The sequence below is a fragment of the Austwickia chelonae NBRC 105200 genome (assembly GCF_000298175.1).
In the GTDB taxonomy this organism is placed as follows: Bacteria; Actinomycetota; Actinomycetes; order Actinomycetales; family Dermatophilaceae; genus Austwickia; species Austwickia chelonae.
On record NZ_BAGZ01000008.1, the window covers coordinates 262,889 to 277,275 of the forward strand.

A 14,387-nucleotide genomic window follows, 5' to 3' on the forward strand; every position below is an offset into this window, starting at 1 on the left:
GATTCGACTCATGAGTGAACTGATCAACGGCCTCTACCGTGCAGGTGAGCCGGTCAAAGACACGAAGTGCCCCAGCGGTCCGATCGAGGAGCGCTGGACCAAACGCAAGTTCGAAGCCAAGCTGGTCAACCCCGCCAACCGCCGCAAGCTGACCGTCATCATGGTCGGCACCGGTCTGGCCGGTGGCGCCGCCGCCGCGACACTCGGCGAGGCCGGCTACAACGTCAAGGCGTTCTGTTACCAGGACAGCCCGCGTCGTGCGCACTCGATCGCCGCGCAGGGCGGTATCAACGCCGCGAAGAACTACAAGGAGGACGGCGACTCGACGTACCGTCTCTTCTACGACACGGTCAAGGGCGGTGACTACCGCGCCCGGGAGAACAACGTCTACCGCCTCGCCGAGGTCAGCGCCAACATCATCGACCAGTGCGTCGCCCAGGGTGTCCCCTTCGCCCGCGAGTACGGCGGTCTGCTCGACAACCGCTCCTTCGGCGGCGTCCAGGTGTCCCGTACCTTCTACGCCCGCGGCCAGACGGGTCAGCAGCTGCTGATCGGTGCCTACCAGGCCCTCGAGCGTCAGGTGAAGGGACCGGACAACCAGGCCGGAACGGTCGAGATGTTCTCCCGGCACGAGATGGTCGAACTGATCGTCGTCGACGGTCGTGCCCGCGGCATCATCGCCCGCGACATGGTCACCGGTGAGATCGAGACCCACCTGGCCGACGCCGTGGTCCTGGCCACCGGCGGTTACGGCAACGTCTTCTTCCTGTCGACCAATGCGATGGGCTGCAACACCACCGCCATCTGGCGGGCCCACCGCAAGGGCGCCTACTTCGGCAACCCGTGCTTCACCCAGATCCACCCGACGTGCATCCCGGTGCACGGAGACCAGCAGTCCAAGCTGACGCTGATGTCGGAGTCGCTGCGTAACGACGGCCGTATCTGGGTCCCGAAGCGCGCCGAGGACTGCGACAAGGACCCCCGCCAGATCCCTGAAGAGGACCGCGACTACTACCTGGAGCGCATCTACCCGGCGTTCGGTAACCTCGTCCCCCGTGACATCGCCTCCCGCCAGGCGAAGAACATGTGCGACGAAGGACGCGGCGTCGGACCCGAGATCCTCGAACGCGACCTCGACGGCAACGAGCGCCGGGTGCGGCGAGGGGTCTACCTCGACTTCGCCGACGCCATCCAGCGTCTCGGACGGGACAAGGTCTCCGCCTCCTACGGGAACCTCTTCGACATGTACGAGGAGATCACCGGGGAGAACCCCTACGAGACCCCGATGCGCATCTACCCGGCCGTGCACTACACGATGGGTGGCCTCTGGGTCGACTACGACCTGCAGTCCTCGATCCCCGGCCTGTTCGTGACCGGCGAGGCGAACTTCTCCGACCACGGTGCGAACCGGCTCGGTGCCTCGGCACTGATGCAGGGTCTCTCCGACGGATACTTCGTCCTGCCGAACACGATCCGCGACTACCTGGCCAGCGGGCCGTACGCGCCCTTGGACATGAGCCACCCGGCCGTCGTCGAGGCCTCGGAGAACGTCAAGGCACGCGTCAACCACTTCCTGTCCAGCAATGGCACCCGGTCCGTCGACAGCTACCACAAGGAGCTCGGCGCGATCATGTGGGAATACTGCGGCATGGAACGCACCGAGGCGGGCCTCAAGATCGCGATCGAGAAGATCCGCGAACTGCGCAAGGAGTTCTGGTCGAACCTGCGAGTCCTCGGCAAGGCCGACGAGATGAACCAGAGCCTGGAGAAGGCCGGACGGGTGGCCGACTTCCTCGAGCTGGGCGAGTTGATGTGCATCGACGCCCTGCACCGTCGTGAGTCCTGCGGTGGCCACTTCCGCGGGGAGAGCCAGACGGAGGACGGTGAAGCGCTCCGTCACGACGACGAGTTCTGCTACGTCGCCGCCTGGGAGTGGGGCGGGGAGAACGAAGCCCCGGTCCTGCACAAGGAAGACCTCGTGTACGAGTTCATCGAGTTGAAGCAGCGGAGCTACAAGTGAAAATCACTCTGAAGATCTGGCGTCAGGCCGGACCTAAGGCCCAGGGCAAGCTGTCGACCTACCAGGTGGACAATGTCTCCCCCGACATGTCCTTCCTCGAGATGCTCGACGTGCTCAACGAGGACCTCAACGACCGCGGCGAAGAGCCGGTCGCCTTCGACAGCGACTGTCGTGAAGGCATCTGCGGCACCTGCGGTGTGGTCATCAACGGTCGTCCGCACGGTAAGAAGGGCGTCACCACCTGCCAGTTGCACATGCGCAACTTCAACGACGGCGACGAGATCATCGTCGAGCCGTGGCGGGCGGCGGCCTTCCCCGTGCTGCGTGACCTGGTGGTCGACCGCACGGCACTGGACCGCATCATCGGAGCCGGTGGATTCATCTCCGCCAATACCGGATCGGCGCCGGACGCGCACGCGGCACCGGTGGAGAAGAAGAAAGCGGACAAGGCCTTCGAGGCCGCGGCCTGCATCGGTTGCGGCGCCTGCGTGGCGGCCTGCCCCAATGCGGCCGGGATGCTGTTCATGGGCGCCAAGGTCACCCACCTCGGTCTGCTCCCGCAGGGACAACCGGAGCGGTGGACCCGGGTGAAGGCCATGGTCCAGCGGCACGACGGCGAAGGATTCGGCGGGTGCACCAACATCGGTGCCTGCGCCGACGCCTGCCCGAAGGAGATCCCCATGGACGTCATCTCCTTCTTGAACAACGACGTCCGGAACGTCTTCCTGCACTGATCTCCGGGTAGTTCCTATGGTGCTGGCCCGTCCCGCGACATCGGGGCGGGCCAGCCCTGCACCCGGCCCGAGCCAGAGCATGGACAGGCTGGGGTAAGGCGAGGCTACCTCGGGATAAGGTGTGCCTGGCGTGTGTTTTAACTGGTCGACGGGCTGTCCGTGCAGCCGGGTCGAAGGGGACGAACGGGGTTGTATGGACATCACGGTGGTGGGGCACAAACGCACTTCTCTTCCGCCGGAACGTGCCACATTGCACCTCACGGTGAGTTTCGAATCCGGCGACCGGACCGAGTCGTTGAACCGGGCTACGGCGTCCGTGCACGAGGTGTCCGCGTGCATCCGTGACCTCGAGGGCAGTGGGGTGTCACCGGTCACCTGGCATGCGGTCCTCCCGATCACGACGCGCTCGTGGCGTCCTTACTCGGATGCCCGGGCGCTCCTGCCGATGCGTTATGCCGCGACGGCGGTGGTCAAGGTCAAGTTCCGCGACTTCCAGGTGTTGACCAGGTTCGCGCACCAGGTAGGGACGATCGCCGGGGTCACCTTGCACGACGTCGAGTGGAGTCTCACGGAGATCAACCGACGACAGGTGACGGGTTGGGTGCTGGGCCAGGCCGTCGAGGAGGCCCGCGAGCGAGCCTTGGTGGTGGCCAGGGCTGCCGGCGCCGACGACGTCGAGGCTGTCGAGATCGCCGATCAGGGCCTGCTCTCCGGGGTGAATTCCACCGCGGGAGAGGCCTTCCAGGGCGGCGAGCTACGGGATGCCGCTCTGGCGTTGACCACCGGCGGGGAGAACGGCATCGACATCATGCCTGAGGACGTCTCGGTGGAAGCCACCGTTCATGCCCGGTTCACAACTCTCCGAGCCGGATCGGGGTGACGATATCCCGCTCGTCGGGGCGTGGTCGTCGCCGGTTCTCGTCGAGGCCGCCTGTCCGCAAGGTCCTTCGAGGCCAGGACTAGACTCTCCGGCATGACCAAGGTGCTCTCCGCTGTCGCGTGGCCGTACGCTAACGGCCCCCGCCACATCGGGCATGTCGCAGGTTTCGGCGTGCCCTCCGACGTCTTCAGCCGTTACATGCGAATGTCCGGGCACGACGTCCTCATGGTGAGCGGCACCGATGAGCACGGCACCCCGATCCTGGTGGCCGCCGACCAGGCCGGGGTCACTCCACGTGAGCTCGCCGACACCAACAACCGGATCATCGTCGAGGACCTGGTGAACCTGGGTCTGTCCTACGACCTGTTCACCCGGACCACCACCCGTAATCATTACGCCGTCGTGCAGGATCTCTTCCGTCAGGTCCACGCCAATGGCTACATGATCGAGAAGACCACCTACGGTGCGGTCAGCCCTTCGACGGGACGTACCCTTCCTGACCGGTACATCGAAGGCACCTGCCCGATCTGCGGGGCCACCGACGCCCGCGGTGACCAGTGCGACACCTGTGGCAACCAGCTCGACCCGACCGACCTCATCGACCCGAAGAGCCGGATCAACGGGGAGACCCCCCGGTTCGTGGAGTCCCAGCACTTCTTCCTCGACCTGCCCGCTCTCGCCGAGGCTCTCGCCCGATGGCTGGACGACCGCGAGGAGAACGGGACCTGGCGTCCCAATGTCATCCGGTTCAGCAAGGGCCTCCTGGAGGGGATGCGTCCGCGCGCGATGACCCGGGACATCGACTGGGGCATCCCGATCCCGCTGGACGGATGGCGGGAGCAGAACGGGAAGCGGCTGTACGTCTGGTTCGACGCAGTGATCGGTTACCTGTCGGCGTCCATCGAATGGGCCCGTCGGATCGGGGAGCCGGAGCGGTGGCGCGAATGGTGGGGCGACCCGGAAGCGGTCAGCTACTACTTCCAGGGCAAGGACAACATCACCTTCCACTCCCAGATCTGGCCTGCTGAACTGCTGGGGTACATGGGCCAGGGCGAGTGCGGTGGCGAGCCCGGGCACTACGGCCGGTTGAACCTGCCCACCGAGGTCGTGGCGAGTGAGTTCATGACGATGGAAGGCAAGCAGTTCTCCAGTTCGCGCGGCGTCGTCATCTATGTGCGTGACATGCTCTCGCGTTACCAACCGGACGCTCTGCGGTACTTCATCTGCGCGGCCGGGCCGGAGTCCAGCGATTCCGATTTCACCTGGTCGGAGTTCGTGACCAGGACGAATTCCGAGCTCGTCGCGGGCTGGGGAAACCTGGTGAACCGTACGGCGAACATGATCGCCAAGAACTTCGGGCAGATCCCGGAGTGCGGGCCTCTGGAGGCCGGTGACGAGGAGGTCCTCGCCGCGGTCCGGGGCGGTTTCGCCACGGTCGGTGCCTTCATCGAGAAGCACCGTCAGCGGGCTGCCATCGCTGAGGCCATGCGTCTGGTCGGTGAGGTCAACGCCTACATCTCCCGCACCGAACCCTTCAAGCTGAAGGGGGAGGACCAACGTGAGCGGTTGGGCACGATCCTTCACGTGTTGGCCCAGTGTGTCTGCGATCTCAACGTCATGCTGAGTCCGTTCCTGCCGCATTCGTCCAATGCGGTCCACCAGGTGATGGGTGGTGACGGGACGCTGACGCCGATGCCTCGGATCGAGATGGTCGAGGACTTCGCCGACGAGGTCGAGGGCATCGGCGAGGAATTGCACACCTACCCGATCATCACCGGTGAGTACAGCCACTTCCCGGCGTGGGCGTCTGCGCCGGTGGTCCCCGGGACCCCGATCACGAAGCCGGCTCCTGTGTTCACGAAGCTCGACCCCAGCGTGGTGGACGAAGAGGTCGCCAGGTTGCGGGGCGACGACGGGGACAGCCCGGCGTGACCGTCCAGGTGGGGGGCGGGGCGGCTCGGATCGATCCGCTCCCCTTGCCGGTGGTCGACGGCCATTGCCATCTGGACATGGCTCGCGCGGGGGAGCCGCCTCCGGAGGTGGCGGAGCTGTTGCGCGCTGCCGCAGCGGTGGGGGTCGACCGGGTGGTGCACATCGCCTGTGATCTGGAGGCGGCGCGGGCCGCGGTGGAGATCGCGGAGTCGCATCCCGCCGTGGTGGCGGGGGTGGCTTTGCATCCCAACGAGATCCCGGGGTTGGCCGATGCCGGACAGTTGGCGGATGCGCTGGCGGAGATCGAGTCCTTGGCGGCGCATCCGAGGGTGCGGGCCGTGGGCGAGACCGGTCTGGACTATTTCCGGACGCCGCCGGAGGGGCGAGGCGTGCAGCGTGAGGCTTTCCGGGTGCATATCGCGATGGCGAAGCGCCTGGGGTTGCCGATGCAGATCCACGACCGTGATGCCCACGCGGATGTCCTCGAGGTGCTCTCGCAGGAGGGTGCTCCGGAGCGGACGGTGATGCATTGTTTCTCCGGCGATCTGGCGATGGCTCGTGAGTGTGTGGACCGGGGCTATTACCTGTCCTTCTCGGGGACGGTGACTTTCAAGAATGCTCGTGGTCTGCGTGATGCATTGTCGGTGGTGCCGTTGAACCAGGTCCTGGTGGAGACGGATGCCCCTTATCTGGCTCCGGTGCCTTTCCGTGGCCGGACGAATGTTCCGGGGATGGTCCCGTTGACGGTGCGGGTGATGGCCGGGGTTCTCGGTGTTGACGTGCCTACGTTGTGCGGGGTGTTGTCGGAGAATTCGGAGCGTCTGTACGGCCCGTGGTGATCGGCCACCCCCTCGAGCATCTCACGATGTGAGAAATTGCGGATTTCTGACGGATGTCCGCGCGCGAGCTTCGTCGCCTTCTCTTGGGAGGGTCGGTGGCGGAGCTCGCTTTTTTCGTGGCGTGACGCTGTCCTTCTCGGCGTCCCGCAGTGACTTTTCGTGACTTTGTCATCGCCGCTACCCGATGACCAACGGCCTTGACAGAACATGCTCACAAAGTATCGACTTGGGTCGTACGGCACGGCAGGAGCACCACGGCCCCAGCAGGCCCAGTCCGCCAGCTGACCATCGCCGTCCGCGACGATGGCGAGCCCCCGGCTCACGGCGACGAAGGAGTTGTCACATGCAGGAACAGGCACGCGTCGGACTGCTCGGGATCGGTCGCATCGGACTGGGCCACGCCGCCATCCTGCGCGACCTCCCACGCGTCACAGAACTCGTCCTGGCCGATGCCCTCCCCGGACATGCCGCCGCCGTCGCCACCGACCTCGGCGTCACCCACACCGACATCAACACCCTCTTCGACCGCGAACGCGTCGACTGCCTGGTCATCGCCACCGGCACGGACACCCACGCAGACCTGCTCGTCCGTGCAGCCGAAACCCAGATGCCCGTCTTCTGCGAAAAACCCGTCGCCACGGACATCACCGACGCCCGACGGGCCATCGACGCCCTCGAAGCCGCAGGCACCCTCAACCACATCGGCTTCCACCGCCGCTTCGACCCCGGATACCTCGAAGCCAAACGCCGCCTGGAATCCGGAGAACTCGGCGAACTACGCCGCATCCACCTGCTCAGCTGCGATATGAACACCCCCGACCCGGCCTTCATCCCCACCTCCGGCGGGATCTTCCGCGACTGCATGATCCACGACTTCGACATCCTGCGCTGGACGACCGGACAACGCGTCCACGAGGTCCACGCCTACGGCACCGCCAAAGGCGATCCCGTCTACTCCGCATCCCAGGACGCCTCGGACGCCGTCCTCCTGCTCACCCTGGAAGACGGCACCCTCGGAACAGCCCACACCTCCCGGTACAACGGCGCCGGACACGACGTCCGGATGGAACTCGCCGGAGACAAAGGAGGCGTCGTCGTCGGACTCGACGACCGCGCACCCCTCCGCTCGGCCGAACCCGGGCACCACGACCTGCCCGGACCGGTATGGACGAACTTCCTCGAACGCTTCGCCCCCTGCTACGCGGCAGAACTGGCAGCCTTCGTCGACGCCGTCCTCGACGACACCCCCAGCCCCTGCACCGCAGCCGACGCCCTCGAAGCCCTCTACGTCGCCACCGCCGCCACGACCTCCTACCGCGAAGGACGCCCCGTCCTCGTCGAGGACATCCGCGCCTCCTGAACACCCGCACCGCTTCACCACCAGCACGACCCGACGGCACGAACTGCCATCGGCCACCACACCGGCACACCTCCAGAAGGAACCGACACATGCTCAACATCGCCGTCATCGGAGCCGGCCGCATCGGCACCGTGCACGCCGCCGCCGTCGCCGCCCACCCCGGAACCCGTCTCACCTGGATCGCCGACCCCTTCGGTGACGGAGCCGCACGCCTGGCCGCCGAACACGGCGCGAAGTCCACACTCGCCGTCGACGAAGCCCTGCACGCGGAAGACGTCGACGCCGTCATCATCGGCTCACCGACCCCGCTGCACGTCGACCATATCCTCGCCGCCGCAGCGGCAGGCAAGAAAATCATGTGCGAGAAACCGGTCGACCTCGACATCGCCCGCGTCGACGCCTGCATCGCCCAGCTCGGCGACCGCGCCGACCGGGTCATGATCGGTTTCAACCGCCGCTTCGACCCCGGATTCGCCGAGATCCAGGCCAGGGCCGCCGCCGGTGAGATCGGCGACCTCGAACAGGTCACCATCATCAGCCGCGATCCCGCCGCACCCCCAGCCAGCTATGTCGCCCAGTCCGGCGGGATCTTCCGCGACATGACGATCCATGACTTCGACATGGCACGCTTCCTGCTCGGCGACATCGTCGAAGTCAACGCCGTCGGCCAACACCTCGACCCCCAGATCGAAGCCGCCGGCGACTTCGACGCCGCCGTCGTCACCCTCACCGCAGCCTCCGGCGCCGTGGCCACCATCATCAACAACCGCCACTGCCCCTCGGGATACGACCAGCGACTCGAGGTCTGCGGATCCACCGGGATGTTGGAAGCAGCGAACCACCGCGCCACCCTCGTCCGCTACTCCGGCGCCGAATACACCGAAGCCGCGGCTCCCTACCTGAACTTCTTCCTGGAGCGGTACACCGCCGCCTACACCACAGAACTGTCCGCCTTCGTCACCGCAGTGGAACACGACACCCCGATCACCCCGAATGTGCACGACGGCCGCGCGGCCCTGGCCATCGCCGACGCCGCCACCCACAGCGCACGCACCGGGGAACGGGTACGCCTGTCCTGAGCTCCCAGGGGCACGCCGACACCAACCCCCGGGACCCCGGCCGCCGGCACCCGCCCCAGAGAGTCCCCGAACACAGAAGCACGACAACAGATGTCACCACCGAAACATCCGGTCGACATCACGAGCCGCCGACAGCACGAAGGAGCAGAAGACATGAAGATCGCCGGTGCACCGATTTCCTGGGGTGTCTGCGAAGTCCCGGGCTGGGGATTCCAACTCACCCCCGAACGGGTCCTCACCGAGATGAAATCCGTGGGACTGACCGCCACCGAGTTCGGCCCCCAGGGCTGGCTGCCCGAAGCCCCCGCCGAGCGTGCAGCCGCGCTGAAGCCCTACGACCTGGACGCCGTCGGCGCCTTCGTCCCTGTCGTCCTGCACGACCCCGGCCACGACCCCTCCGAGGAGGTCAGCCGTGAACTCGACTCCTTCGAAGCCGCAGGTGGAGACGTCCTCGTCCTGGCCGCCGCAACCGGTCAGGACGGCTACGACGACCGCCCGGTCCTCGACGACGCAGGATGGGCCGCACTGTTGGGTAACCTGGACAAGCTCAAGGCGCTCGCCGAATCCCGGGGGATCAAGGCCAGCCTGCACCCGCACGTCGGCACCATGATCGAGAAGGCCGACGAGGTCGAGCGGGTCATGGAAGGCTCACAGATCGGGCTGTGCCTGGACACCGGCCACCTCATGATCGGTGGCACCGACCCGGTCGATCTGGTCCGACGCTATGCCGCCCGGATCAACCACGTGCACACCAAGGACGTCCGCCAGGACGTCGTCGCCAAAGTCCGCTCCGGGGAGTTGACCTACACCGATGCGGTTCGCCAGGGCATCTACGTCCCTCTGGGCCAGGGAGACGTCGACTTCTCCTCGATCATCAAGGACCTGAACCAGGTCGGCTTCGACGGCTGGTACGTGCTCGAGCAGGACACCATCCTGCCGGGCGAGCCCGAGGGCGAGGGGCCGGTCGCCGATGTGCGCTCGTCCATCGCCTTCCTGAAGAGCCTGGGCTGACCTGGACACCGGAGGCGCGGTCGTGGCGCAGGGAAGGAGATCCGTGTTCCACGACCGCGTGTCCGGGATGTGCATCACGGTGCCGACGTAGGGCGGTCAGACCTGTGCCCCTCGTCCGGGCGTCGTTAAGCTGCAGCTCATGACATGCCCCTCTTCCGGTCCTTCGGACAAGCTCTCCGATACCGAGCCCACCGATCCCCGCGCCGAGCAGGACGCGCCGGCGGCCGAGCTGCTCGGCGCGGGCCGGATTCGCGAGATCGCCGGTCGGTTGGGGATCCGGCCCACGAAGCAATGGGGGCAGAATTTCGTGGTCGACGCCAACACGGTGCGTCGGATCGTGCGGCTCGCCCAGGTGGGCCCGCAGGACACGGTGGTCGAGATCGGTCCTGGGCTGGGCTCGTTGACCTTAGCGATCCTGGAACGGGCCGAGGGGGTGACCGCGGTCGAGATCGACCCGGTCCTCGCCGGGGAACTGCCCCGAACGGTGGCCGGGGTGATGGCAGAGCGTGCGGATCGGCTCCGGGTGCTCCACGCCGATGCGTTGACGGTCCGGGAGCTTCCGGGGCCGGCCCCGACAGCTCTGGTGGCGAACCTGCCCTACAACGTCTCCGTTCCGGTCCTGCTGACTTTCCTGGAGCGTTTCCCGAGCATCGAACGGGCCTTGGTCATGGTGCAGATGGAGGTCGCCGAACGGTTGGCGGCTTCTCCGGGGAACAAGGCCTACGGGGTGCCGAGCGTGAAAGCTTCCTGGTATGCCGAGGTGGGCCTGGCAGGTAGCGTTCCTCGGTCGATCTTCTGGCCGGTGCCCAATGTCGACTCCGGTCTGGTCAGACTGGTCCGACGCCAGGAGCCGGTCGGCGCCGAACGCGCCGATGTCTTCGCCTGCGTCGACGCAGCCTTCGCCCAGCGGAGGAAGACTCTCCGGGCGGCTTTGTCCGGGTGGGCCGGCGGGGCCGATCGGGCCGAGGCAGCACTGGTCGAAGCCGGCATCGACCCTCGGACGCGGGGAGAACAGCTGCGCGTGGAGGATTTCACCAGGGTCGTCGCCGCGTGGAACCGGCAACGGTGAGCCTCGTTCGTCGACATAGGGTGAGGGCATGACGAGCGTGCAACCGGAGTCTGTGGTCGTGCGGGTTCCCGCCAAGATCAACCTGGAGCTCGTGGTGGGTCCTCCGCGGGCGGACGGTTATCACGGGTTGTCGACGATCTTCCACGCGGTCGGGCTCTTCGACGAGGTCACGGTGACCCCGTCCGAGGAATGGCAGGTCAGGGTCGTGGGTCCGTACACCGACCTGGTCCCGGTCGGCGGAGAAAATCTCGCTGTACGAGCCGGGCAGTTGTTGGCCTCGCGGGCCGGTGCCACCGACCGGGTCGGGCCGTGCACGATCACCATCGACAAGGAGATCCCGGTTGCGGGAGGCATGGCCGGCGGATCGGCGGATGCCGCCGCGACCTTGGTGGCTCTCGACGTGCTCTGGGGATTGGGTGGTGACCGCGATCTTCTGCACGAGTGTGCTGCGGAGCTGGGCAGCGATGTGAATTTCGCTCTCGTCGGGGGTACTGCTGTGGGCTCGGGCCGGGGGGAGCAGGTGGCTCCGGTGCTGGGCAAGGGGCGTTATCACTGGGTTCTGGTGCCCAGCGAGGAGGGGCTTTCCACGCCGAGGGTTTTCGCCGAATGCGACCGCCTCCGAGGCGATATGCCGATCGCCGATCCCGAGCCGGGCACGGCGATGGTCCAGGCGCTCCGTTCGGGTGATGTGCACGCCTTGGGCGCAGCTCTGCGTAATGACCTGCAGGAGGCGGCCTGCTCCTTGCAGCCGAGGCTGCAGGACATCCTGACCTTCGGTCGTGAGTACGGCGCCTGCGGCGGTCTGGTCTCCGGTTCGGGGCCGACGGTCGCCTTCCTGGTCGAGGGACCGGAGGACGCTCTGGACCTGGCGGTCGCCTTGACCGCATCAGGGCTCGCTCCGGAGGTCAAACGGGTCACCGGTCCGGTACACGGGGCTCATGTCGTCACGAACCCGCGGGTGCGGTGACCGTTTCCTCGTCCGTGTGGTCCTCTACTTCTTGTCCTCTGCTTCGTCGTCCACTGTGAAGGAACCATGGCCAATCTGATCTCCGTCGAACGCGCCGACCTGTCCCTGGGGACGACCCATCTGCTGGACGAGGTGTCCCTCGGGGTCCTGACCGGGGACCGGGTCGGCATCGTGGGCCGTAACGGTGGCGGGAAGTCGACCCTGTTGAGGGTGCTCGCCGGGAGCCAGCAGGTCGACGGGGGGCGGATCGCGAGGGCCTCCACGGTCTCCTTGGGCATGCTGACCCAGGTGGACGATCTGCCACCGCAGGCGACGGTCCGGGAGGCTGTTTTCGGCGGGCTGGCTGAACACGAGTGGGCGTCCGATCCCCGGGTGCGGGATGTCATGGTGGGCCTGCTGGGGGATGTCCAGGCCGGCGGGGTCGGTGGGCTCGAGGCAGTCGTCGGACCGATGTCCGGCGGTGAGCGTCGTCGAATCGCCTTGGCGGCGCTCCTGGTGGCGGATCCGGACGTCATCCTGTTGGACGAACCGACCAACCACCTGGACGTGGAGGGCGTCGCCTGGTTGGCGAGATATCTGGCCTCGGTGCGTACCCGTTCGGATGCGGCTTTGGTGGTGGTCACGCACGACCGCTGGTTCCTGGACGCGGTGGCCACGACAACCTGGGAGGTCGTCGACGGCCGGGTCGAGTCGTACGAGGGTGGTTACGCGGCCTATGTCCTGGCCAAGGCAGAGCGGGCTCGGGTGGCCGCGGTGACGGCCGAACGTCGGGACAACCTGCTCCGTAAGGAGTTGGCGTGGCTGCGTCGGGGGGCACCGGCGCGGACGAGTAAACCGCGCTTCCGGGTGGAGGCGGCCTCGGCGTTGATCGCTGACGAGCCACCGCCCAGGGACGAGGTCTCACTGGTGAGTTTCGCGACCCGCCGTCTGGGCAAGGACGTCATCGATCTGGTCGACGCCAGTGTTCGACTGGGGGATCGGACGATCCTGGATCGGGTGACCTGGCGGTTGGCGCCCGGGGATCGGGTCGGCATCGTGGGGATCAACGGGGCCGGCAAGTCGACTTTGTTGCGTGCTTTTCTCGGTGAGTTGACCCTGGACGGAGGGCGCCGCAAGGTCGGCAAGACGGTGGTGACGGCTTTCCTCTCCCAGGAGGTGCGTGAGCTGGAACGGCTGGCGGATGCCCGGGTGATCGATGCGATCACCGAGGTGCGTAGCTATATCGCCTTGGGCAAGGGGGAGGTCAGCGCTTCACAGTTGGCGCAACGTCTGGGGTTCACGGGGTTGCGGCAGCAGAGCAAGGTGGCGGAGCTGTCCGGTGGTGAGCGGCGCCGGTTGCAGTTCCTGCGGCTGTTGATGACCGAACCGAATGTCCTGATCCTCGACGAGCCGACGAATGATCTGGACATCGAGACGTTGACCTCGATGGAGGACGTCCTGGACGGGTGGGCCGGGACGTTGTTGGTGGTCAGCCACGACCGGTATCTGCTCGAGCGGATGTGTGATCGTCAGGTCGCCCTGCTGGGCGACGGCAAGGTGCGTGACCTGCCCGGTGGGGTGGAGCAGTACTTGGAGTTGCGCGCGCAGGTGGTGCAGGGCGCGGTGTCGGCGGTTGCCGGCACGTCGGGGCGTCCGGCTTCCGACGAGACCGGCGGGGGTTCGGCGGCGTCTTACAGCCAGGCGCAGATCCGGGAGGCGCGGAAGGAGCTGAATCGGATCGATCGGCAGCTGTCGAAACTTGCTCAGGTGGAGGAGCGTCTTCATCAGCAGATGGTGTCGAAGGCCACGGATCATGCGGCGGTCCTGGAGTTGAACGACAAGCTGCGCGCCGTGGTCGACGAGCGGGAGGAATTGGAGTTGGCGTGGCTGGCTGCGGCTGAGGTCGCGGAGCCCTGATCCGGTTCCGGGATCGTTCACGGGGCAGCTGAGCGATCCCGGGTCAGTGACCTTCTTCGAAGGGTGCCATCAGCCGGGCCAGGAGTTCGGCGAGTGCTTGCCGTTCGTGGGGGGCAAGGGTTTCCAGGATTCCTCGTTCGTGGTCGAGGAGCCCGGCGAGGGCGTCCTCGCTGAGTGTGCGGCCGTGGTCGGTCAGGCGTACCCGGACGCCGCGGCGGTCTTCCGGGTCGGGGAAACGTTCGACGAGTCCACGTTCGACGAGTCGGTCGATCCGGTTCGTCATGGTGCCGCTGGTCGAGAGGGTCTGTTTGACGAGGTCTCCGGGGGACAGTTCGTAGGGGTCTCCGCTGCGTCGTAGAGCAGAGATGACGTCGAACTCCCAGACTTCGAGGTGGTGCTGGGCGAAGGCTGTTTTGCGGGCTCGGTCGAGATGCCGGGAGAGCCTGGTCAGTCGGGAGAGAACTTGGAGTGGTTCGACGTCGAGGTGGGGTGTCTCTCGTTGCCAGGCTGCGACGATGAGGTCGACCTCGTCCGTACGTGCTGGCTGGATCCCCGGTACTGCCATGCGTGTCATCCTATCGGCGAGTTTCTCGAGGTCGA

General features: G+C 66.6%; 12 protein-coding genes. 11 read left to right on the top strand and 1 reads right to left on the bottom strand.

All coding sequences use genetic code 11. The annotated features are described in order from the left end of the window. Positions 1 to 10: 10 nt before the first annotated feature. The 11 genes from AUCHE_RS07825 (at position 11) to AUCHE_RS07875 (ending at position 13,787) form a co-directional block, all read left to right on the top strand. Positions 11 to 2,020, top strand: a complete 2,010-nt coding sequence (locus AUCHE_RS07825; protein ID WP_006502744.1) for a fumarate reductase/succinate dehydrogenase flavoprotein subunit — start codon at positions 11 to 13, stop codon at positions 2,018 to 2,020. Then, positions 2,017 to 2,754, top strand: a complete 738-nt coding sequence (locus tag AUCHE_RS07830; protein WP_006502745.1) for a succinate dehydrogenase/fumarate reductase iron-sulfur subunit — start codon at positions 2,017 to 2,019, stop codon at positions 2,752 to 2,754. Before AUCHE_RS07825 ends, AUCHE_RS07830 begins: the two co-directional genes overlap by 4 nt. Before the next feature lie 193 nt (positions 2,755 to 2,947). Then, positions 2,948 to 3,634 (top strand): SIMPL domain-containing protein, encoded by a 687-nt coding sequence (locus AUCHE_RS07835; RefSeq protein WP_006502746.1) that lies wholly within the window; start codon positions 2,948 to 2,950, stop codon positions 3,632 to 3,634. A 93-nt stretch (positions 3,635 to 3,727) separates the two neighbouring features. Then, positions 3,728 to 5,566, top strand: coding sequence for a methionine--tRNA ligase (gene metG / locus AUCHE_RS07840; RefSeq protein WP_006502747.1), 1,839 nt, complete (start codon positions 3,728 to 3,730; stop codon positions 5,564 to 5,566). Then, complete coding sequence (locus tag AUCHE_RS07845) at positions 5,563 to 6,405, top strand: TatD family hydrolase (RefSeq protein WP_006502748.1); 843 nt, start codon at positions 5,563 to 5,565, stop codon at positions 6,403 to 6,405. Before metG ends, AUCHE_RS07845 begins: the two co-directional genes overlap by 4 nt. A 343-nt stretch (positions 6,406 to 6,748) precedes the next feature. Beyond that, positions 6,749 to 7,765, top strand: coding sequence for a Gfo/Idh/MocA family protein (locus AUCHE_RS07850; RefSeq protein WP_006502749.1), 1,017 nt, complete (start codon positions 6,749 to 6,751; stop codon positions 7,763 to 7,765). Positions 7,766 to 7,854: 89 nt separating this feature from the next. Further along, on the top strand, positions 7,855 to 8,844 hold the full coding sequence (gene iolG / locus AUCHE_RS07855; RefSeq protein ID WP_006502750.1) for an inositol 2-dehydrogenase: 990 nt from the start codon (positions 7,855 to 7,857) through the stop codon (positions 8,842 to 8,844). A 153-nt stretch (positions 8,845 to 8,997) separates the two neighbouring features. Then, positions 8,998 to 9,855, top strand: a complete 858-nt coding sequence (locus AUCHE_RS07860; RefSeq protein WP_006502751.1) for a TIM barrel protein — start codon at positions 8,998 to 9,000, stop codon at positions 9,853 to 9,855. 139 nt (positions 9,856 to 9,994) lie between these two features. Then, positions 9,995 to 10,924 carry a 16S rRNA (adenine(1518)-N(6)/adenine(1519)-N(6))-dimethyltransferase RsmA gene (rsmA, locus tag AUCHE_RS07865; protein WP_006502752.1) on the top strand — a complete coding sequence of 310 codons (930 nt, stop codon included), beginning with the start codon at positions 9,995 to 9,997 and terminating at the stop codon, positions 10,922 to 10,924. Between the two features lie 28 nt (positions 10,925 to 10,952). Further along, positions 10,953 to 11,891 (top strand): 4-(cytidine 5'-diphospho)-2-C-methyl-D-erythritol kinase, encoded by a 939-nt coding sequence (locus AUCHE_RS07870; RefSeq protein ID WP_006502753.1) that lies wholly within the window; start codon positions 10,953 to 10,955, stop codon positions 11,889 to 11,891. A gap of 66 nt (positions 11,892 to 11,957) precedes the next feature. Next, on the top strand, positions 11,958 to 13,787 hold the full coding sequence (locus tag AUCHE_RS07875; RefSeq protein ID WP_006502754.1) for an ABC-F family ATP-binding cassette domain-containing protein: 1,830 nt from the start codon (positions 11,958 to 11,960) through the stop codon (positions 13,785 to 13,787). A 43-nt stretch (positions 13,788 to 13,830) separates the two neighbouring features. Here the strand turns inward: AUCHE_RS07875 and AUCHE_RS07880 are convergent, their stop codons facing one another. Further along, complete coding sequence (locus AUCHE_RS07880) at positions 13,831 to 14,352, bottom strand: MarR family winged helix-turn-helix transcriptional regulator (RefSeq protein WP_006502755.1); 522 nt, start codon at positions 14,350 to 14,352, stop codon at positions 13,831 to 13,833. Between the last annotated feature and the right edge of the window lie 35 nt (positions 14,353 to 14,387).

Coding starts and splice junctions, on each gene's coding strand:
- AUCHE_RS07835 (WP_006502746.1), top strand. CDS start 2,948: ATGGACATCACGGTGGTGGGGCACAAACGCACTTCTCTTCCGCCGGAA.
- iolG (WP_006502750.1), top strand. CDS start 7,855: ATGCTCAACATCGCCGTCATCGGAGCCGGCCGCATCGGCACCGTGCAC.
- AUCHE_RS07870 (WP_006502753.1), top strand. CDS start 10,953: ATGACGAGCGTGCAACCGGAGTCTGTGGTCGTGCGGGTTCCCGCCAAG.
- metG (WP_006502747.1), top strand. CDS start 3,728: ATGACCAAGGTGCTCTCCGCTGTCGCGTGGCCGTACGCTAACGGCCCC.
- AUCHE_RS07880 (WP_006502755.1), bottom strand. CDS start 14,352: ATGGCAGTACCGGGGATCCAGCCAGCACGTACGGACGAGGTCGACCTC.
- AUCHE_RS07860 (WP_006502751.1), top strand. CDS start 8,998: ATGAAGATCGCCGGTGCACCGATTTCCTGGGGTGTCTGCGAAGTCCCG.
- AUCHE_RS07825 (WP_006502744.1), top strand. CDS start 11: ATGAGTGAACTGATCAACGGCCTCTACCGTGCAGGTGAGCCGGTCAAA.
- AUCHE_RS07850 (WP_006502749.1), top strand. CDS start 6,749: ATGCAGGAACAGGCACGCGTCGGACTGCTCGGGATCGGTCGCATCGGA.
- rsmA (WP_006502752.1), top strand. CDS start 9,995: ATGACATGCCCCTCTTCCGGTCCTTCGGACAAGCTCTCCGATACCGAG.
- AUCHE_RS07875 (WP_006502754.1), top strand. CDS start 11,958: ATGGCCAATCTGATCTCCGTCGAACGCGCCGACCTGTCCCTGGGGACG.